The organism is Enterobacter cloacae complex sp. 382A5, from assembly GCF_050031095.1.
Taxonomy (GTDB): Bacteria; Pseudomonadota; Gammaproteobacteria; order Enterobacterales; family Enterobacteriaceae; genus Enterobacter; species Enterobacter cloacae.
Genome location: NZ_JBLGVK010000001.1, coordinates 24753 through 43734 on the forward strand (window position 1 = coordinate 24753; position 18982 = coordinate 43734).

Below are 18982 nucleotides of genomic sequence, written 5' to 3' on the forward strand. Positions count from 1 at the left end.
GCGCTCAGATAATGAAAGAAAGCAGGAATGTGCCGCCAAGTGCAAGCACCGAGGCGATAAACGTCGCCGTCGTATAGTATTTGAAGGTCTCATTCAGGGTCGCGCCGCAGTATTGCTTGACCAGCCAGAAGAGCGAATCGGTCACGATCGTGCAGCCAATAGCGCCGGAACCGATGGCAATGGTGATGATCTCCGGGCTTACGTTCGGGTAGAGCGGCAGCATCGGCGCCACTATTGCGGTCGCACCCATCATCGCGACCGTAGCGGAGCCTACAGCGGCATGCAGCACCAGCGCCACCAGCCAGGCGAGCAGGATCGGATGCATGTGCAGGTTCGAGAGAATATGCGCCAGCGAATCTGCCAGCCCGCTGGTTTTGAGAATAGCGTTGAACGCGCCACCGGCACCAATAATCAACAATATGTTCGCGATAGAGCCAAAGCCGTGCTCCGTATGGGTCAGCATTGCGCCCATGCCCATATGCTGGCGGATCCCCAGCAGGTAGTAGGCGACAAATACAGCGATAAACATTGCCGTGATCGGGTTGCCGATAAACTCCAGCAGGGTATACAGCGTGCCTTCCTTCGCCATATTGAGCTCAGCGAGGGTCTTCACCAGCATCAGAACAATCGGCAGCAGCACCGTAAACAGCGTTGCCCCCAGCGACGGCAGGGTATGCTCCTCCCGCACCTTCAGGTCGGAAAATTCTGCCGGAACCGGTTTATACGGCAGACGGTTGCCGAGCAGTTTCAGGAACAGCGGGCCACCAACCAGAGATGCCACCAGACCCACCAGCAGGCCGTAAACAATCACCGTTCCGACGTCCGCACCTAATTTGTTGGTGACAAACAACGCAGCCGGATGCGGCGGTACCACGCAGTGCACCGCCATCAGTGCAGTACAGAGCGGAATGGCAAGCTTAAGCAGCGACGTATTCGTCTTTTTGGCGATGGAAAACGCCAGTGGGATCAGCAGTACCACGCCCACTTCCACGAACAGCGTAATACCGCAGATAAGACCCACCAGCACCATAATGACGTCCGCTGACAGCCAGCGGCAGCGCTGTAGGGTGATCCCGATGCGCTCCGCCGCACCGGAGACTTCCATCATCTTACCCAGAATGGTACCCAGGCCGATGACTGCTGCCAGGAAGCCCAGCGTACCGCCAATCCCGCTTTCAATGGCATTCACCATATCCAGCGGGCTCATCCCCATCATCGCGCCGACGAAAAAGCTCGCCAGCAGCAGCGCAAGGAACGGGTGAAACTTCAGTTTTACGATGGTTAAAACAATCAACACAATGCTGACAAGCAGCGTTACCACAACCCAGACCGGCGATCCCATATCTCACCTCACCCTTATGTCATCTGTGGGTATTGGACGAAAAAACGGCGTGAGCTGACAAACGATAAAAATTGCCGTTCAGGTGAGCCAGATTGGATCAACTGAGTGACTGAACTCAAAAAAGCGCACTTATTTCGCTGTTGGTTCACATAAATTCATGCCTGGGCGGTATGCTGGGCGCAGAAATAACGTGTGAGAATTGTGATGACCGATGCGAATGAAGTCAGAAACCGGCTGCTAAATGGCTGGCAACTGTCAAAAATGTACACTTTTGAAGTGGCTGCCCGGCATGAATCCTTCGCGCTGGCGGCGGCGGAACTGTCGCTCAGCCCCAGCGCGGTGAGCCACCGCATCAACCTGCTGGAAGAGGAACTGGGCATTCAGCTGTTTGTCCGCTCGCACCGTAAAGTTGAGCTGACGCAGGAGGGAAAGCGCGTTTACTGGACCCTAAAATCATCCCTCGACACCCTGAATCAGGAGATCCTGGATATTAAAAACCAGGCGCTGTCCGGTACGCTGACGGTGTATTCCCGGCCGTCAATCGCCCAGTGCTGGCTCGTCCCCATGCTGGGGGATTTTACCCGCCGCTATCCGTCGATATCTCTCACCATTCTCACCGGTAATGAGTACGTCAATATGCAGCGAACCGGCATCGATTTAGCCATCTATTTCGACGATACGCCGCCAAACTACCTTTCTCATCATTTCTTGATGGACGAGGAGATTTTGCCCGTCTGCTCGCCCGCATATGCCCGCGAGCATGCGCTGTTGAAAAACCCCGATAACCTCAGCCACTGCACGTTACTGCACGACCGTCAGGCCTGGAGTAATGATTCCGGTACGGATGAGTGGCTCTGCTGGGCGCAGCATTTTGCGATGAATATGCCGTCATCATCGGGTATTGGCTTCGATCGTTCCGATTTAGCGATAGTGGCAGCCATGAATCATGTGGGCGTGGCGATGGGGAGAAAGCGGTTGGTGCAAAAGCGCCTTGAGCGGGGCGAGCTCATCGCCCCGTTTGGCAACAAGACCCTCAAATGCCATCAGCACTATTACATCTCAACGCTTACCGGCCGTCAGTGGCCGAAAATTGACGCCTTTATTGGCTGGCTAAGAGAACTGGCAGGCTGAAGAATTATTACGCTTTGACGCTACACCAAATGCGAGAAAGCGTGCTAAATACAGGTAATGCTTTTGATTTATCCAGGGTAAGCCGTGTTAAAGCCTCTTATTGCGACCGCGTTACTTCTCTCTTCCGGCTGGGCGATAGCCGCCGAGCCGCCGCTGACGGCTGCGCTTTATGCGCAAAAGCTGGGTGTGGGTATGGACGTGGACTGGGCGCGCACCGAGCGCGGGATACGGGAATTCGACCCGCTGGTGGTACGCGACTTTCGCGCGAAAGGCATCAGCCATGTGCGTATTCGTGTGGCCGATGAGCCGACCGAAGCACGGCTGATCCACCTGCGCAAGCTGGTGGAAGCCTGCGAGCAGTACGGCGTGATCCCGATTATCGCGTATCAGGCGGACAGCTATAAAAACGATCCGAAAGCCGATAACGAAAAAGAGGTTACCGACTGGTGGATTGCCGTGGCGCACTATTTCGGCAAACGTTCGCCGCTGCTGGGCTTTGACCTGATTTATGAGCCTGCGGACAAGCTCAACCACAACGCAGCCTCGCTCAACCGGGTGTATGAAAAAACCATCAAGGTCATCCACAGCATTGATGCGGACCGGATGATCTTCATCGCTCCCCGCCTGCGTGCGGCCCCCGAAGATCTTCCCAGCCTCAAGCTGCCTGCGCACAGCCAAAACTTCCTGCTGGCGGAGTGGCATATCTTTCCGTGGGGGCCGCTGAAAAATAACGGCAAATACCCGTGGACCTCCGGTACGGCGGCGGAGAAAGCGGCGATTCACAATCGCATCGCGACGGCGCTGCGCTGGCAACAAAAAACCGGACACGTCAGCTGGGTCGGGGGCTGGGGCGTGGGGGAGTCAAACCGTTTTACACCCACCGCGTCGCAAATGGCCTTTGCCACGTTTATGGCCTGCGAGCTGCAAAAGGCGAAAATACCCTACGCGATTAACGCCGATTTCCAGTTTTATGACGGAGAGGAGGGGGCCTGGCGGCCAGCGCCAGAGCCGCTGCTGGAGGCGATGATTGCCCCGGCGTGTGAAAAGCCCGGCGAGAAGCCGGGCCATCATGCGGTTAAACAGGCTGCTCGTGGTGGGGAACACGCGACGCCAGCGGCAGCCAGCACAGCAAAATCAGTAGCCCCATCAGCGTCATCAGTAAACCCAAACTAGCCTGCCCGGTTTGCGGCATCATGGCGGAGAGCCAGGCCAGCGCGCCGGAACCGATGTTTTGCAAACCGCCCACCAGTGCACCCGCCGTACCCGCGAGGAACGGGAACGGCTCCATGGCGCCGCTGGTGGCAAGCGGGAACAGCATCCCCGCGCCGAAGAAGAACAGCGCCGCCGGGATCAGCAGCGTCCAGACGGTCATTATGCCAAACAGACCCGGGATCCACATCATCAGGCCAGCCAGCAGGCAGCTGATAACAGACTGCCACATCAGCGTTGAGAAGCGTTTGTTCTGACGTCCGGCGAACCAGGCCCCAAAGAACGCCGCCGGGATCGGCAGGATAAACAGAATACTTACCACCATGCTGCTCAGGCCAAGCCCCGCTCCCAGCAGTACGCCGGAGCAGGCTTCGAACACCGCAATGCCCGCCAGACCGCCGATCAGCATCAGCAGGTAACAGGTAAAAGCCCCGTTGCCGAACAGCGTTTTGTAGCTGGCGAGAAGCTTCGTGCGCGGTGCGTCCTGGGGACGGGTTTCCGGCATCCAGCGCGCCATGCTGAAGGTGACAATCACGCACAGCACCAGCAGGAAGGCATAGCAGGCGCGCCAGGACCACATTGTGTCCAGCAGGCCGCCAATCAGCGGTGCCAGCAGCGGGCTGACCAGAATACCCATATTCAACAGGCTGTTGGCATGGCGGAGTTGCGTGCCCTGATACATATCGCGCGGTAAGGTACGCGCCATCACCCCACCGACGCCCGTGCCTACCCCCTGCAGCGCGCTGGCGGCAATCAGTACGGTCAGGCTATGGGTGGTAATAGCAATCACCGTCGCGACCATGAAAATGCACATGCCGGTCAGAATGACCGGACGGCGGCCAATGCGGTCGGATAATGGCCCGTAGAACAGCTGCGAAACGCCATAGGTCAGCAGGTAGGCGGCCATCACGCTTTGTACCGCGCCCTCGCGGACGTTAAGTTCCTTTGCCATGTCGGCAATCGCCGGAATGTAGATGGTTTGCGCCATCTGACCGACGGCCACCAGTAACACCAGCATCAACAATAAGTTAACGTTCCTTTGTTTTTTCATGTCGCTGAATACTTTTGCCAAAAGAGAAAAATGAAGAATAAGTGACTACGCATTCCCATAAATGCGCGAGGAATCTACCACAAAGAGATGACAAATTAAGCATTGTCATGATGAATGAAGAAGAGGATTAAGGCAGGTTTTGTAAACAAGAACGGCAACTAATGTTGCCAGTGAATTACGCCAGACGCAGCAGGATCGCACCGGCTGCAATACCCAACGCGGCAGCGATACGCAGACCGGCAACCTTTTCTTTTAAAAGCACAAAAGCGATCAGCGCACCGAAGAGTATGGAGGTTTCACGTAGCGCAGCGACAACCGCCAGCGGAGCCTGCGTCATCGCCCATAAGGCCAGGCCATACGAGCCCATGGTTCCCACCCCGCCGAGCAACCCCTTTTTCCAGTGCAAACGCAGGTAGCTGGAAGCTTCGCGGCGTCTCGCCACCATTGCCCAGCACAGCAGGCAGAAGCCGTTCATAAAGAAGGTCCACAGCGTATAGCCCAGCGCGGTATCCGATAAACGTACGCCCGTTCCGTCCACCAGCGTATAACCGGCGATAAAGCAGGCGTTCAGCAGTGCCAGCCAGATCCCTTTGCGGGACTGCAGTCGGCCATTTATCGCCATCGCGAGGATCGACAGGCAGATTACTCCGATGCCCGCCCAGGCGAGCCAGGAGAGGCTATCCCCGAGCACCAGCACGCTGATCAGCGCCACCAGCAGTGGGGCTGTTCCGCGCATCAGCGGATAGGTCTGGCTCATGTCTGAGACCTGATACGTCTTCGCCACCAGTACCGTATACACCACCTGCAGCGCGCAGGAGACCACTAAAAATGGCCAGCTGGCTACAGAGGGTTGAGGAGAAAATGGCAATAAAACCAGTGCAATGAGTGTGGCGGAGCCGCTAACGCTGATCGCCGAGTAAAGCTTATCCGTTCCGGCTTTGACAATGGCGTTCCAGCTGGCGTGCAGCAGTGCGGCGAACAGCAAAATACAGAAAACGGAGAGGGTCATGGCGTCTTTGGCGGTGAATTGTCACTCAACTGTAACATTCACGACCTGATGTCGCCAGCCAGCTACACCGCGCAAAAGAGACGATGGGTAACCCGTGGCTCGTCTGACACCAGTCTGAAGCCTGCCCGACGGTAGAAGCCGCAGGCCGTATCGGGGGCATGGGTATTGAGGAAATCAAACCAGATGCTGGCATCGGCCATCACCACCGTTAACAGCTGTTTACCAATGCCCAGACCGCGGCACTTCTCGCTGACATAAAGATGGCGAATACGTCCGGCACGCGGCTGCTGGCTGAACGGATCGCGGTTAAGGCCGCAGACGCCCACCAGCTTGCCGTTTAAAAAGGCACCCAGCAGCTTTTCACCCGGCGCGTTAAAGCGGTTTTCACCACGCTGCCAGTTCTCTTCCAGCCTGCGCAGCATATTGAAATTCGCCGCGATGCTTTCGGCTTTCAGCGCTATATACCCGGGCTCTTCCGGCGTGATGGGTTCAATTAACAGACGCGACATAGCATTCCCTCGTTATTAAAGAGGGGCGGTTGCCCGCCCCTCTCAGGTGCGACTTGAACCTGAATCACCGAAGGTATTTCAGGACAGCATCAAGCAGTTGCAGAACAGCAACAATGAGTTTGAGGATAAGTATCACCATATCCACTACGCTCATACGCGTCTCCTTTTGGTAAAAAGGAGCACGATGCTGGCGTACCTTTCCGCCGCCTGTTGCCAGCACCTCGATTGACGTAACACAGTGTGCTCACTTCAGAGGGTTAAGGCACTGACGGCACCACCCGTTTCAGCCAGGACTTCGTTGCGCCGGTAGAACTGCGGCCCCCTCGCTCACTGCGAACATCCTCAGTATAGATAAATACTGTATGCATGAACAGTATTTTGTGGACAAAATTCGAAACCCATTCCATACTCAAAAACGTCAAAATCCGTGCCGGAATTGCGCGTTCGTCTTCGATCGCATATACTTCGTGCGTTGACGTAACACAGTGTGTTCTGCGGCAACCAACCGCAAAACCCTGAAAAAACCTCGCTCCGGCGGGGTTTTTTGTTTTCTGCTTTCTGTACCGAACGGGATGTTTGTTGACTTATTGGCAACGTACCCGGCAGAAATAAGGTACATATTAATGTTTCAGTTAATAATCCTTAAATATAGATTATTTAAATAAAATTAAGTCTGTTTATTTTTAACGTGAATGAGTATTTAAATAAAATTAACGGATTTGAATTGCCCGGTTTTTCAACGTATATTCACATAACCATAAAAACAGTATGGATACGTTATGCAAGCATCTGATTACTTGAAGATGAAGTTCCAGAGCGACAGGCAGTTAGCTATTTATGGACAACAAGGCGTTGCTGGGACATGGAAAGCATTAAAGGGGATCGGTTCTGATATTTACTCAGGAATGGAGCGTGTTAGTTGGTATTCATCATGCTTAATCCCCAGCTATCATGATGTGTGTGAAGAGTTACTCTCAGAAGAAAAAAGGATGTATCTCTCAATTGTGTCTATTTACCGTTATCGCAATGTAATAGCACACATGCTCTATCTTTATTTTGAAAGCATTATGACTGATTCTGAAAATGGGAATGAAAAAAATCGCGTTCGCAAGACGGATTCAAACGTAACCGGCCTTGTTAAAAACATCCCGGCAAGCAAGGCAGCGCGTTTAGCGATAGCATGGACGCTGGCCAAATCCCTTTCGGAATCCGGCTTACTTTCAGAGATCGTCGTCGAACGGCTTGCGCGCCGTGTACCCAATGTTGTTATGGCTCTGCAGCTGATGGGTACGGACCAGAAGTGCGCTCTTGCTGCCCGTCGTCTGAAAGTGTTGGATCCTAATTATTACGCCACCCTTTATGCCGCACAACTGGAGATGCTTTACTACTTTTTTGAACCATTCCTGGCTGAAATCATTAAGAAAGTGCAAACGGGATTCTACAAGGATTTTGATGCGATCTATAACGACTTAAAGGATAAGTAGCATGTTTAAGAGTCTGCTATCCATTCTTTTTACAGATGTTTTATTCCCCGTTTATATTTTTGCTTGCGCCTCTTTGTTTCTCTGGCTGGTGCCCAACCACTGGGTATTATTAACATTCATTGCTATCGTCGTATTTATTATTGTTCATCCGATAATTTTCGGCCGCTTTGATAAGTACGATTGAGTTTTATAAAAAGGAGTTTGTATGTCAAATCCGGCTTATTTGTTTCTGACAGATGAAAATGGTTCGCCAATGGTAGGGCCCTGCCTGGTGTCAGGGCGTGAAGGCGCAATTGAACTTAAATCGTTCACTCATAATGTCAATATCCCGGTCGACGGGAATACCGGGAAATTGACGGGCACGCGCATACATATGCCCGTCATGTTCCAGAAGGAATTTGATCGTGTCACTCCGTTTTTATTTCGGGCGTTGAGTACGGGGAGAACGCTTCAGTCAGCCACCATAAAGATGTATCAGATTAATGAGGCTGGTTTAGAGCAGGAGTATTTTAATATCATTATGGAGAATGTAAAAATAACTTCTATTACACCCGATTTGTATCCAGGTGCCAACACCGGAACACACCTCGAAACGGTTCTCATACGCTATGAGAAAATCACCTGGAAGCATTGCGACGGAAATGTCATCTATAGTGACGCCTGGAATGAGCGAGCAACATACTAAAACGTGATCCCTGACGCATTTTTGCGCAGATGAAAATATTTCCATTGTCACGCCCGAAAACCTGTGTTTGTATAAATTCAATCAATGATTCCAAACACAGGTCCCCCATGACTGCATCCATGAACACCGCGACCCTACTAAAAACTGCGCAACCAGCCGCAGTGGTCGTCGTGCGTGTGGTGGTGGTCGTCGGCAATGCGCCGTAGGGACTGGATCAACACACGAATCCAAAACCCCGCCGGCGCAAACCGGGCGGGGTTTTTCGTTTAGGACCCCTCCCCGGAAAGTCGGCCCATAAAAGGACTGGAGCATGGCAAGTTCGGGCACAACATCCACCAAGACGCGTTTTACGGGCGCGCAGCTGATTGTTCATTTACTGGAACGACAGGGCATCACCACGGTTGCGGGTATTCCGGGCGGTACGGTGCTGCCGCTGTATGACGCATTAAGCCAAAGCACGCAGATCCGCCACGTGCTGGCGCGTCACGAGCAGGGAGCGGGTTTTATCGCTCAGGGCATGGCACGTACGCAGGGTAAACCGGCAGTCTGTATGGCCTGTAGCGGTCCGGGGGCGACCAACCTGGTAACCGCCATCGCCGACGCGCGTCTCGACTCCATTCCGCTGATTTGCATTACCGGCCAAGTGCCGTCCTCAATGATCGGTACCGATGCGTTCCAGGAAGTGGATACCTACGGCATCTCTATCCCCATCACCAAACATAACTATTTAGTTCGCGATATTACCGAGCTTCCTCAGGTTATCAGCGATGCGTTCCGCATTGCGCAGTCCGGTCGCCCAGGCCCGGTGTGGATAGACATTCCTAAGGATGTCCAGACCGCAGAAATTGAGATCGACGTCCTGCCGGAGCCGGGCGAGCGGGCACCTGCGCCAGAATTCAGCGCTGAGAGCGTGCGCGATGCCGCGGCCATGATCAACGCCGCGAAACGTCCGGTGCTCTATCTGGGCGGCGGGGCAATCAATGCCGCAGATGAAATCCGTCAGTTCGCTGAAAAAGCCAACCTGCCTACCACCATGACCCTGATGGCGCTTGGCATGCTGCCCAAAGCGCATCCGCTGTCATTAGGAATGCTGGGCATGCACGGCGCACGCAGCACCAACTACATCCTGCAAGAGGCGGATTTGCTGATTGTGATGGGCGCGCGTTTTGATGACCGGGCGATTGGTAAAACCGAGCAGTTCTGCCCGAACGCAAAAATCATTCACGTGGATATCGACCGCGCCGAGCTGGGTAAAATCAAACAACCGCACGTGGCGATTCAGGGAGACGTGGCCGACGTGCTGGCACAGCTGATCCCGCAAACGGACGCAACTGACCGCGCCGACTGGCGTCAGATGGTGGCGGATCTGCAACGCGAGTTCCCGGGCGCGATCCCAACCGAAGGCGACCCGCTGAGCCACTACGGGCTGATTAACGCCGTGGCCGCCTGCGTGGACGACAGCGCGATTATTACCACCGACGTTGGGCAGCACCAGATGTGGACCGCCCAGGCCTATCCGCTGAACCGTCCGCGTCAGTGGCTGACCTCCGGTGGCCTGGGAACCATGGGCTTTGGTCTGCCTGCGGCAGTTGGTGCGGCGCTGGCGAACCCGGACCGCAAGGTGATTTGTTTCTCCGGTGACGGCAGCCTGATGATGAACATTCAGGAGATGGCCACCGCGGCCGAAAATCAATTAGACGTTAAAATCATCCTGATGAACAACGAGGCGCTGGGGCTGGTACATCAGCAGCAGAGCCTGTTCTACAAGCAGGGGGTGTTTGCGGCGACCTATCCGGGGATGATTAACTTCATGCAAATTGCCGCCGGTTTTGGCCTGCATACCTGCGATCTGAACGCAGAAGAGGACGCCCACGCAGCGCTGCAGGCGGCGATCTCTCGTCCGGGCCCGGCGCTGATCCACGTCCGTATCGACCCTGAACAAAAAGTGTATCCGATGGTGCCGCCGGGTGCGGCAAATACTGAGATGGTGGGGGAATAAGCCATGCAGAAACAACATGAAAACGTCATTCTGGAACTCACCGTCCGCAACCACCCTGGCGTCATGACCCACGTCTGCGGGCTGTTTGCCCGTCGCGCGTTTAACGTCGAAGGCATTCTCTGTCTGCCGATTCAGGGCAGCGAGCACAGCCGCATCTGGCTACTGGTCAATGACGATCAGCGTCTGGAGCAGATGATGGCCCAGATCGACAAGCTGGAAGACGTCACCAGAGTGGCGCGCAACCAGTCCGATCCCACCATGTTTAACAAAATTGCGGTGTTCTTCGAATAGATCGCTTAAGGTAAGCGTCTTTCGCTCTTGTAGGCCGGATAAGCGCAGCGCCATCCGGCGTTTTCAGACCGCAGGAACAGACATGACCACCATCGCTCTCATCGACGACCACCTTATCGTTCGCTCCGGCTTTGCCCAGCTTCTAAACCTCGAACCGGATTTTCAGGTGGTGGCAGAGTTCGGCTCGGGGCGCGAGGCGCTGGCAGGCCTGCCGGGGCGTGGCGTACAGGTCTGTATCTGTGACATCTCAATGCCGGATCTCTCCGGGCTGGAGCTGCTAAGTCAGTTACCGAAAGGGATGGCGATTATCATGCTCTCGGTTCATGACAGCCCGGCGCTGGTGGAGCAGGCGCTCAACGCGGGGGCGCGCGGGTTTCTCTCTAAACGCTGTAGCCCGGACGAGCTGATTGCCGCCGTGCGTACCGTCTCGACGGGCGGCTGCTACCTGACGCCGGATATCGCCCTCAAGCTGGCGGCCGGACGTCAGGATCCGCTTACCCGGCGTGAGCGTCAGGTGGCAGAAAAACTCGCTCAGGGGATGGCGGTGAAAGAGATTGCCGCCGAACTGGGTTTGTCGCCCAAAACCGTGCACGTTCACCGCGCTAACCTGATGGAAAAACTTGGCGTCAGCAACGATGTCGAGCTGGCGCGCCGTATGTTCGATAGCTGGCAATGAACCCGTTGATTTCGCGGCTGATCGCCGTTGTTGCCAGCTTTTTTATCTTCTCTGCCGCCTGGTTCTGCCTGTGGAGCATCAGCCTGCATCTGGTGGAACGCCCGGAGCTGGCGGTGCTGCTGTTTCCCTTTGGCCTGCGTCTGGGGCTGATGTTGCAATGCCCGCGCGGCTACTGGCCGGTTTTGTTGGGCGCAGAGTGGTTGATGCTGATCTGGTTGTCGCAGGAAGTCGCCCTCGCGCATCTGCCCTTATTGATGACCGGAAGCCTGCTCACGCTCCTCCCGGTTGCGTTGATTTCCCGCTATCGTCACCAGCGCGACTGGCGCACGCTGCTGCGCCAGGGGGCGGCGCTGATTGCCGCCGCGCTGCTGCAATCCCTGCCGTGGGTAGGCGAAAAGGAGATGCTTAACGCCCTGCTGCTGACCCTGACCGGCGGCCTGACGCTGGCACCCACCTGTCTGGTTTTCTGGCACTATCTCACCAGCACTGTCTGGCAGCCGCTCGGGCCATCGCTGGTCTCCCAGCCGGTTAACTGGCGCGCCCGGCATCTCATCTGGTATCTGCTGCTGTTTGTGGTGAGCCTGTGGCTGCAGCTTGGCCTGCCTGCTGAGCTTTCCCGTTTTACCCCGTTTTGTCTGGCGCTGCCGATCATTGCTCTCGCCTGGCATTACGGCTGGCAGGGGGCGCTGATCGCCACGCTGATGAACGCCATCGCGCTGATTGCCAGCCAGACCTGGCACGATCACCCGGTCGATTTACTGCTCTCTCTGCTGGCGCAGAGCCTGACCGGGCTGCTGCTCGGGGCAGGTATTCAGCGCCTGCGTGAGCTGAACCAGTCCCTGCAAACCGAACTGTCGCGCAATCGCCGCCTGGCAGAACGCCTGCTGGAGACCGAAGAGAGCGTGCGCCAGGAGGTAGCGCGCGAACTGCACGACGACATCGGCCAGACCATTACCGCCATTCGCACCCAGGCGGGTATCGTCCAGCGCCTGGCGGCGGATAACGCCGGGGTGAAGCAGGGCGGGGCGCATATCGAACAGCTCTCTCTTGGCGTGTACGATTCGGTGCGTCGCCTGCTGGGCAGGCTCCGTCCGCGCCAGCTGGACGATCTCTCTCTGGAACAGGCTGTGCGCTCCCTGATGCGCGAGATGGAGCTGGAAAGCCGCGGAATTGTCAGCCATCTCGACTGGCGCATTGATGAATCATTGCTGAGTGAAGGCCAGCGCGTCACGCTGTTCCGCGTCTGTCAGGAAGGGCTGAACAATATCGTCAAACACGCCAACGCCAGCGCGGTGACGCTGCAGGGCTGGCAGCAGGATGAAAGCCTCAGGCTGGTGATTGAGGACGACGGCTGCGGCCTGCCGCCGGGCTCGGGGCAGCAGGGGTTTGGCCTGGCGGGCATGCGCGAGCGCGTGAAGGCGCTGGGCGGCACGCTGAATATCTCCTGCACCCACGGGACGCGCGTCAGCGTCAGCCTGCCGCTAAGGAGCCATCATGTTTAAAACCCCCGCAAACGCCGCGCCGATAGGCAACAAAGCGGAGATCGACGCCCGCTACCGCTACTGGCGTCGTCATATCCTGATCACTATCTGGCTCGGCTACGCGTTGTTCTACTTTACCCGCAAAAGTTTCAACGCCGCCGCGCCGGAAATCCTTGCCAGCGGCGTGATGACGCGCACCGATATCGGCCTGCTGGCGACGCTGTTCTACATCACCTACGGCCTGTCGAAGTTCTTCTCCGGCATCGTCAGCGACCGCTCCAATGCCCGCTATTTTATGGGTTTTGGGCTAATCGCCACCGGCGTGGTGAACATTCTGTTTGGCTTTTCCACCTCGCTCTGGGCCTTTGCCCTGCTGTGGGCGCTGAACGCCTTTTTCCAGGGCTGGGGCGCGCCGGTCTGCGCCCGCCTGCTCACGGCGTGGTATTCGCGCAACGAGCGCGGCGGCTGGTGGGCTATCTGGAACACCGCGCATAACGTCGGTGGCGCGCTGATCCCGATGGTGGTCGGTGCCGCGGCGCTGCACTACGGCTGGCGCGCGGGGATGATGATTGCCGGTGGCCTGGCGATCCTGGCCGGGTTGTTCCTCTGCTGGCGGCTGCGCGACAGGCCACAAACCGTGGGGCTGCCCGCGGTGGGCGACTGGCGGCACGATGAAATGGAAGTGGCGCAACAGCTTGAGGGGGCGGGGCTGACGCGCAAAGAGATCCTCACCAAATACGTGCTGTTAAACCCGTATATCTGGCTGCTGTCGCTTTGCTACGTGCTGGTCTACGTGGTGCGCGCGGCCATCAACGACTGGGGTAACCTGTACATGTCCGAGACGCTGGGGGTGGACCTGGTGACCGCCAACTCGGCGGTGACGATGTTCGAGCTGGGCGGGTTTATCGGCGCGCTGGTGGCGGGCTGGGGTTCGGATAAGCTCTTCAACGGCAACCGTGGCCCAATGAACCTCATCTTTGCGGCAGGAATTTTACTCTCCGTCGGTTCGCTATGGCTGATGCCGTTCGCCAGCTACGTGATGCAGGCGGCGTGCTTCTTTACCATCGGCTTCTTCGTGTTTGGCCCGCAGATGCTGATCGGCATGGCGGCGGCAGAATGCTCGCATAAAGAGGCGGCGGGTGCGGCGACGGGCTTCGTCGGGTTGTTCGCCTACCTGGGCGCGTCCCTCTCCGGCTGGCCGCTGGCGCGGGTGATCGACATCTGGCACTGGAGCGGTTTCTTTGCCGTGATCGCCATCGCGGCGGGGATATCGGCCCTGCTGCTGCTGCCGTTTTTGCATGCGCAGGCGCCGCGTGAAGCCAGTGTGATGTGATGCGCCTCACCTTTTCACCCCGAGTGGCGCAAAACTAAGAAATTTTCCCGGTTTTACCTGGACGCTGTCTCAGGCATCTCTCCTGGCTGATTTTTACAATGCCTGCCATTCGCAGGTAAAAATCAGCTCAGGAGCAAACCATGCTGGCCTTCCTTAATCAGGTGCGCAAGCCGACCCTGGATCTGCCGCTCGACGTGCGGCGCAAAATGTGGTTCAAACCGTTCATGCAGTCCTATCTGGTGGTCTTTATCGGCTACCTGACCATGTACCTGATCCGCAAAAACTTTAACATCGCGCAGAACGACATGATCTCCACCTACGGGCTGAGCATGACGCAGTTGGGGATGATTGGCCTGGGCTTCTCCATCACCTACGGCGTGGGCAAAACCGTTGTCTCGTACTATGCAGACGGCAAAAACACCAAGCAGTTCCTGCCGTTTATGCTGATCCTCTCCGCCATCTGTATGCTCGGCTTCAGCGCCAGCATGGGCGCGGGCTCCGTCAGCCTGTTCCTGATGATCGCCTTCTACGCCCTGAGCGGTTTCTTCCAGAGTACCGGTGGGTCGTGCAGCTACTCCACCATCACCAAATGGACCCCGCGCCGTAAGCGTGGTTCATACCTTGGTATGTGGAACATCTCCCACAACCTCGGCGGGGCGGGTGCGGCAGGGGTGGCGCTGTTCGGTGCTAACTACCTGTTTGACGGTCACGTCATCGGCATGTTTATCTTCCCGTCGATTATCGCCCTGATTGTCGGCTTTATCGGTCTGCGTTTCGGCAGCGACTCTCCGGAATCTTATGGCCTCGGCAAAGCCGAAGAGCTGTTCGGCGAGGCGATCAGCGAAGAGGACAAAGAGACCGAAGAGAACGAGATGACAAAATGGCAGATCTTTGTTGAGTACGTGCTGAAAAACAAAGTGATCTGGCTGCTCTGCTTCTCCAACATTTTCCTGTACGTGGTGCGCATCGGTATTGACCAGTGGTCGACCGTGTATGCCTTCCAGGAGCTGAAGCTCTCTAAAGAAGTCGCGATTCAGGGCTTCACCCTGTTTGAAGTGGGTGCGCTGGTCGGTACGCTGCTGTGGGGCTGGCTCTCTGACCTCGCCAACGGTCGTCGTGCGCTGGTGGCCTGCGTCGCGCTGGCGCTGATTATCGCTACCCTGGGCGTCTACCAGCACGCCAGCAACCAGTACGTTTACCTGGCGTCTCTGTTTGCGCTCGGCTTTCTGGTGTTTGGTCCGCAGCTGTTGATCGGCGTAGCGGCGGTAGGTTTTGTACCGAAAAAAGCGATCGGCGCCGCCGATGGGATTAAAGGCACCTTCGCTTACCTGATCGGTGACAGCTTCGCCAAGCTGGGTCTGGGGATGATTGCCGACGGCACGCCGATTTTCGGCCTCACCGGCTGGGCAGGCACCTTTGCGGCGCTGGATGCCGCCGCCATCGGCTGTATCGTCCTGATGGCAATGGTTGCGGTGCTCGAAGAACGTAAAATTCGCCGTGAAAATCGTGTGCAGAAATTAAAAGCAGCCTGAGTGTGCAGGTGACTTCTTTGCCCGGTGTGTGATGCCGGGCTTTTTTGTTTTAAATTCCAGTTTTTACCCCGCTTTACACAATCGCCCCTCTCCTTGCTCTACAGTTTTTTTGCTGCCGCCTTTCGCGCAGCCTTATTCCTTTTGCTATGGGAGAGCTTGCATGTTGACCCGACGATTATCCTGCCTGGCGCTGTTGATGGCGCTGGCAACTCCCGCAATGGCTACGGATGCGCCCACCTACAGCGAGAAGCTGGAAGGTTTCGACTACGGCTGGCCGGTAAAACACTTTACGTTTACCTCCCAGGAACAGTCTCTGGATATGGCTTATCTGGACGTGAAGCCGGAAAAACCCAACGGCCGCACCGTGGTGCTGATGCACGGCAAAAACTTCTGCGCCGGTACCTGGGACGGCACTATCCGTGCGCTCTCAGCCAGCGGTTATCGGGTGATCGCTCCCGACCAGATTGGCTTTTGTAAATCCACCAAACCGGAGCACTATCAGTACACCTTTCAGCAGCTGGCGGATAACACCCACGCCTTGCTGAAAACGCTCGGCGTCGATCGCGTGACGGTTATCGGCCACTCGACCGGAGGGATGCTGGCGACCCGCTACGCGCTGATGTGGCCGCAGCAGGTGGAGCAGCTGGTGATGGTCAACCCAATTGGTCTGGAAGACTGGAAAGCACGCGGTGTGCCGCATATTACGGTCGATCAGTGGTACCAGCGCGAGCTGAAGGTCAGCGCCGACGGCATTCGTCAGTACGAGAAAAATACCTACTACGCCGGAGAGTGGAAGCCGGAGTACGAGCGTTGGGTCACCATGCTTGCCGGGCTGAACAACGGGCCGGGAAAAGAACGTGTGGCCTGGAACTCGGCGCTGCTTTACGACATGATTTACACCCAGCCGGTGATCTACGAATTTAGTGAACTAAAGATGCCGGTATTATTGATGATCGGCACGAAGGACAACACCGCCATCGGGAAAGATCTCGCCCCGCCTGAGATCCGCAAAACGCTCGGCAACTATGCGGTGCTGGGGAAGGAGACGGCGAAACGCATCCCGCACGCGACGCTGGTCGAGTTCAACGACATGGGGCACGCGCCGCAGATGCAGGATCCTGCACGCTTCCACGAGGCACTGCTGAAAGGGCTTCAGGCGCGCTGACAGGTTTCCAGCAACAACCCGCGCAGCCACATCTGCGCGGGATTACGGTGTGTTCTGGCGTGCCAGGCCATGCACTTGGTGAAACCCGGCACCGGAACCGGTGTGTCGCAGACAAACATTCCTGTCTGGTTTTCCGCTATCCGTGACGGTACCACGGCGATCATATCGCTTATCGCCAGTACATCCGGCAGTACCAGGAAGTTGCTCACCGATAACCCCACGTGCCGCGTCCGGCCCATTTTTTCCAGCGCGCCATCCGTCACGCCGCGAAAACTGTCACCCTCATAAGAGACCAGCACGTGCTCAAGGGCGCAAAAGCGCGCCAGAGAGAGCGGTTTGCCCGCGTCCGGGTGGTCGGCACGCATCATGCAAACGTACCGTTCATCATAAAGCGCCCGGCTGTGCAGGTCGTCTGGCGTGGTGTGGGGCGTGATCAGCGCCACGTCAACGTTCCCGCGTTCAAGCTGGTTCATCATCCGCTCGGAATCGACAGGTATAACCCGCACGCGTATTGCCGGTGCCCGCACCTTCAGTGCCGCGATAAACGGCACCGCGATCGCGCGGAGCGCGTAATCGGTGGCAGCAAGCGTGAAGGTGAGGGTGGCCTGCAATGGGTCAAACGCCACCGGCTGCAGCAGGAGATCGATATCTGCCAGGATGCGCTTCACCGGCGCGGCCAGCTCTTCCGCACGCGTCGTGGGTACGATGCCGTGGGGCGCACGGATAAACAGCGGGTCGTCGAAGTAATCCCGCAGGCGGTTCAGCATGCCGCTGACTGCCGGCTGGGTCAGGGCCAGACGCGCCGCCGCGCGGGTGACGCTGCGTTCATCCAGCAGGGCGTCGAGCGTTTTCAGCAGGTTAAGATCCAGCGTGCGCAGATCCGTTTTCATGACGATGTTCTACCTTTTTTCAGTTCACTATTATGGCCGTGCCCGCTGTCGATACCCTGCGTTTCCCGCTATGATGAGCGGCTATTCAAAGGAGAACGCATGGTCTGGATAATGCTGGCAACGCTTGCCGTGGTGTTTGTGGTTGGGTTTCGTGTCCTGACCTCGGATTCCCGCCGCGCCATCAAACGCTTGAGCGAACGGCTGGGTATCACCCCGATGCCGGTCGAGTCGATGATCGACCAGTTCGGTAAAACGCCCGGCAATGAGTTTATCCGCTATCTTGAACGCCCGGACGAGGCGCATCTGCAAAACGCTGCCCAGGTGCTGCTCATCTGGCAGGTCTGTATCGTCGACGGTAGCGAAGAGAATCTCCACACCTGGCACCGCATGCTTCGTAAAGCCCGTCTGGCCGCGCCGATCACCGATGCGCAAATCCGCCTCGCCCTCGGCTTTATGCGCGAGATGGAGCCTGATCCGCAGGAGCTGAACGCTTTCCAGCTGCGTTACAACCAGCTTTTTCTGCCGGAAGAGGGAGTGTTTTACCTGCACTGATATCACGAACCGTGATGATGAGTATAAGGCATCATCATTAGATTTATACCACTCACGGGCGCACCATCACCTCATCCACTCACGATGAGGTGAACCATGAAACAATCCGCCATTATCTGGCCAGACGATTACCTGCCAGGCACCACCGATAACTTTGCGTCCAACGAAATCATTGTCGCCGGGCTGAGCGCAAAAGAGATTTGGGCGCAGCTTAACGACACTACCCTGTGGCCGAACTACTACAGCAACGCCGAAGATATTCGTTTTCACGACGGCAGCGGTCCGGAACTGAGCGCCAACGCCCGCTTCCGCTTCACGACCTTTGGCTTTCCGGTTGAGGCGCAGGTGACGGAGTATGTTCCGCCGGTCGATGGCGAGGCGGCGCGTATCGCCTGGCACGGCTGGGTGGAAGGGGAGGAGAGCGCGCGTCTGGATGTGATCCACGCCTGGCTGTTTGAAGACTTACCGGGTAACCGCGTCCGTATTTTGACTCAGGAGTCGCAGAAAGGCGTTCCGGCACAGGAATTAGCACGTACCCTACCGAACCCGATGATCAACGGGCATCAGGAGTGGATCGTCGGACTGGCGAAGGCGGCGATGCAAGGAAAGTTGTCGAAACGTTAAATTCGTCACACTTTTGATG

At 56.8% G+C, this 18982-nt stretch carries 20 protein-coding genes; 14 read left to right on the forward strand and 6 right to left on the reverse strand.

The annotated features are described in order from the left end of the window. Window positions 1-4 precede the first annotated feature (4 nt). Window positions 5-1342 (reverse strand): D-serine transporter DsdX, encoded by a 1338-nt coding sequence (gene dsdX / locus ACQG2G_RS00120; RefSeq protein ID WP_029881850.1) that lies wholly within the window; start codon window positions 1340-1342, stop codon window positions 5-7. A gap of 204 nt (window positions 1343-1546) precedes the next feature. Here dsdX and dsdC point away from each other — a divergent pair, with 204 nt between their 5' ends. Continuing rightward, window positions 1547-2473: a DNA-binding transcriptional regulator DsdC gene (gene dsdC / locus ACQG2G_RS00125; RefSeq protein ID WP_248766707.1), complete on the forward strand. Its 927-nt coding sequence runs from the start codon at window positions 1547-1549 to the stop codon at window positions 2471-2473. A gap of 84 nt (window positions 2474-2557) precedes the next feature. Continuing rightward, window positions 2558-3646 carry a glycoside hydrolase family 5 protein gene (locus ACQG2G_RS00130; RefSeq protein ID WP_032618344.1) on the forward strand — a complete coding sequence of 363 codons (1089 nt, stop codon included), beginning with the start codon at window positions 2558-2560 and terminating at the stop codon, window positions 3644-3646. Here ACQG2G_RS00130 and emrD read toward each other — a convergent pair. The 4 genes from emrD to tisB all read right to left on the reverse strand — a co-directional run bounded on the left by emrD (window position 3549) and on the right by tisB (window position 6405). Then, window positions 3549-4733 (reverse strand): multidrug efflux MFS transporter EmrD, encoded by a 1185-nt coding sequence (emrD, locus tag ACQG2G_RS00135; protein WP_038420858.1) that lies wholly within the window; start codon window positions 4731-4733, stop codon window positions 3549-3551. The two genes, ACQG2G_RS00130 and emrD, sit on opposite strands and share 98 nt — an antisense overlap. Before the next feature lie 175 nt (window positions 4734-4908). Further along, the gene (locus tag ACQG2G_RS00140; protein WP_029881854.1) at window positions 4909-5742 is read right to left on the reverse strand and encodes an EamA family transporter; all 834 of its coding nucleotides are present in this window, start codon (window positions 5740-5742) and stop codon (window positions 4909-4911) included. Between the two features lie 62 nt (window positions 5743-5804). Then, window positions 5805-6251: a GNAT family N-acetyltransferase gene (locus ACQG2G_RS00145; protein WP_013094803.1), complete on the reverse strand. Its 447-nt coding sequence runs from the start codon at window positions 6249-6251 to the stop codon at window positions 5805-5807. Between the two features lie 64 nt (window positions 6252-6315). After that, complete coding sequence (tisB, locus tag ACQG2G_RS00150) at window positions 6316-6405, reverse strand: type I toxin-antitoxin system toxin TisB (protein WP_020684667.1); 90 nt, start codon at window positions 6403-6405, stop codon at window positions 6316-6318. A gap of 625 nt (window positions 6406-7030) precedes the next feature. Here tisB and ACQG2G_RS00155 point away from each other — a divergent pair. From ACQG2G_RS00155 to ACQG2G_RS00200, 10 genes are all read left to right on the forward strand, one after another. Beyond that, window positions 7031-7735, forward strand: coding sequence for a hypothetical protein (locus tag ACQG2G_RS00155; protein ID WP_058678976.1), 705 nt, complete (start codon window positions 7031-7033; stop codon window positions 7733-7735). 205 nt (window positions 7736-7940) lie between these two features. Further along, window positions 7941-8420, forward strand: coding sequence for an Hcp family type VI secretion system effector (locus ACQG2G_RS00160; protein ID WP_013094807.1), 480 nt, complete (start codon window positions 7941-7943; stop codon window positions 8418-8420). 107 nt (window positions 8421-8527) lie between these two features. Further along, a complete protein-coding gene (gene ivbL, locus ACQG2G_RS00165; protein WP_071830013.1) occupies window positions 8528-8626 on the forward strand; it encodes an ilvB operon leader peptide IvbL in 99 nt (32 codons plus the stop codon). Between the two features lie 104 nt (window positions 8627-8730). After that, the gene (gene ilvB / locus ACQG2G_RS00170) at window positions 8731-10419 is read left to right on the forward strand and encodes an acetolactate synthase large subunit (protein ID WP_040021106.1); all 1689 of its coding nucleotides are present in this window, start codon (window positions 8731-8733) and stop codon (window positions 10417-10419) included. 3 nt (window positions 10420-10422) lie between these two features. Next, on the forward strand, window positions 10423-10710 hold the full coding sequence (ilvN, locus tag ACQG2G_RS00175) for an acetolactate synthase small subunit (protein WP_001171659.1): 288 nt from the start codon (window positions 10423-10425) through the stop codon (window positions 10708-10710). Window positions 10711-10792: 82 nt separating this feature from the next. Beyond that, window positions 10793-11386, forward strand: a complete 594-nt coding sequence (gene uhpA / locus ACQG2G_RS00180) for a transcriptional regulator UhpA (RefSeq protein ID WP_013094809.1) — start codon at window positions 10793-10795, stop codon at window positions 11384-11386. Then, window positions 11383-12888: a signal transduction histidine-protein kinase/phosphatase UhpB gene (gene uhpB / locus ACQG2G_RS00185; RefSeq protein ID WP_013094810.1), complete on the forward strand. Its 1506-nt coding sequence runs from the start codon at window positions 11383-11385 to the stop codon at window positions 12886-12888. The genes uhpA and uhpB overlap by 4 nt, the downstream gene beginning before the upstream one ends. Further along, window positions 12881-14200, forward strand: a complete 1320-nt coding sequence (locus ACQG2G_RS00190) for an MFS transporter (RefSeq protein WP_013094811.1) — start codon at window positions 12881-12883, stop codon at window positions 14198-14200. Before uhpB ends, ACQG2G_RS00190 begins: the two co-directional genes overlap by 8 nt. Before the next feature lie 140 nt (window positions 14201-14340). Then, complete coding sequence (uhpT, locus tag ACQG2G_RS00195; protein WP_013094812.1) at window positions 14341-15732, forward strand: hexose-6-phosphate:phosphate antiporter; 1392 nt, start codon at window positions 14341-14343, stop codon at window positions 15730-15732. Between the two features lie 160 nt (window positions 15733-15892). Continuing rightward, window positions 15893-16897, forward strand: coding sequence for an alpha/beta fold hydrolase (locus tag ACQG2G_RS00200; protein ID WP_248766708.1), 1005 nt, complete (start codon window positions 15893-15895; stop codon window positions 16895-16897). Here ACQG2G_RS00200 and ACQG2G_RS00205 read toward each other — a convergent pair. Continuing rightward, on the reverse strand, window positions 16885-17787 hold the full coding sequence (locus ACQG2G_RS00205; RefSeq protein WP_045293109.1) for a LysR family transcriptional regulator: 903 nt from the start codon (window positions 17785-17787) through the stop codon (window positions 16885-16887). The genes ACQG2G_RS00200 and ACQG2G_RS00205 overlap by 13 nt on opposite strands. Before the next feature lie 99 nt (window positions 17788-17886). Here ACQG2G_RS00205 and ACQG2G_RS00210 point away from each other — a divergent pair, with 99 nt between their 5' ends. Together ACQG2G_RS00210 and ACQG2G_RS00215 are read left to right on the forward strand one after the other, a co-directional pair. After that, entirely contained in the window at window positions 17887-18339 is a 453-nt protein-coding gene (locus ACQG2G_RS00210; RefSeq protein ID WP_014830062.1) for a DUF1198 domain-containing protein, read from the forward strand. A gap of 96 nt (window positions 18340-18435) precedes the next feature. Further along, entirely contained in the window at window positions 18436-18963 is a 528-nt protein-coding gene (locus ACQG2G_RS00215; protein ID WP_248766709.1) for an SRPBCC domain-containing protein, read from the forward strand. Window positions 18964-18982: the final 19 nt, after the last annotated feature.

What these genes read in the sequence shown, in the direction of transcription:
- dsdX (WP_029881850.1), bottom strand. Translation starts at nt 1,342, where the DNA reads ATGGGATCGCCGGTCTGGGTTGTGGTAACGCTGCTTGTCAGCATTGTG.
- dsdC (WP_248766707.1), top strand. Translation starts at nt 1,547, where the DNA reads ATGACCGATGCGAATGAAGTCAGAAACCGGCTGCTAAATGGCTGGCAA.
- emrD (WP_038420858.1), bottom strand. Translation starts at nt 4,733, where the DNA reads ATGAAAAAACAAAGGAACGTTAACTTATTGTTGATGCTGGTGTTACTG.
- ACQG2G_RS00140 (WP_029881854.1), bottom strand. Translation starts at nt 5,742, where the DNA reads ATGACCCTCTCCGTTTTCTGTATTTTGCTGTTCGCCGCACTGCTGCAC.
- ACQG2G_RS00145 (WP_013094803.1), bottom strand. Translation starts at nt 6,251, where the DNA reads ATGTCGCGTCTGTTAATTGAACCCATCACGCCGGAAGAGCCCGGGTAT.
- tisB (WP_020684667.1), bottom strand. Translation starts at nt 6,405, where the DNA reads ATGAGCGTAGTGGATATGGTGATACTTATCCTCAAACTCATTGTTGCT.
- ACQG2G_RS00155 (WP_058678976.1), top strand. Translation starts at nt 7,031, where the DNA reads ATGCAAGCATCTGATTACTTGAAGATGAAGTTCCAGAGCGACAGGCAG.
- ACQG2G_RS00160 (WP_013094807.1), top strand. Translation starts at nt 7,941, where the DNA reads ATGTCAAATCCGGCTTATTTGTTTCTGACAGATGAAAATGGTTCGCCA.
- ivbL (WP_071830013.1), top strand. Translation starts at nt 8,528, where the DNA reads ATGACTGCATCCATGAACACCGCGACCCTACTAAAAACTGCGCAACCA.
- ilvB (WP_040021106.1), top strand. Translation starts at nt 8,731, where the DNA reads ATGGCAAGTTCGGGCACAACATCCACCAAGACGCGTTTTACGGGCGCG.
- ilvN (WP_001171659.1), top strand. Translation starts at nt 10,423, where the DNA reads ATGCAGAAACAACATGAAAACGTCATTCTGGAACTCACCGTCCGCAAC.
- uhpA (WP_013094809.1), top strand. Translation starts at nt 10,793, where the DNA reads ATGACCACCATCGCTCTCATCGACGACCACCTTATCGTTCGCTCCGGC.
- uhpB (WP_013094810.1), top strand. Translation starts at nt 11,383, where the DNA reads ATGAACCCGTTGATTTCGCGGCTGATCGCCGTTGTTGCCAGCTTTTTT.
- ACQG2G_RS00190 (WP_013094811.1), top strand. Translation starts at nt 12,881, where the DNA reads ATGTTTAAAACCCCCGCAAACGCCGCGCCGATAGGCAACAAAGCGGAG.
- uhpT (WP_013094812.1), top strand. Translation starts at nt 14,341, where the DNA reads ATGCTGGCCTTCCTTAATCAGGTGCGCAAGCCGACCCTGGATCTGCCG.
- ACQG2G_RS00200 (WP_248766708.1), top strand. Translation starts at nt 15,893, where the DNA reads ATGTTGACCCGACGATTATCCTGCCTGGCGCTGTTGATGGCGCTGGCA.
- ACQG2G_RS00205 (WP_045293109.1), bottom strand. Translation starts at nt 17,787, where the DNA reads ATGAAAACGGATCTGCGCACGCTGGATCTTAACCTGCTGAAAACGCTC.
- ACQG2G_RS00210 (WP_014830062.1), top strand. Translation starts at nt 17,887, where the DNA reads ATGGTCTGGATAATGCTGGCAACGCTTGCCGTGGTGTTTGTGGTTGGG.
- ACQG2G_RS00215 (WP_248766709.1), top strand. Translation starts at nt 18,436, where the DNA reads ATGAAACAATCCGCCATTATCTGGCCAGACGATTACCTGCCAGGCACC.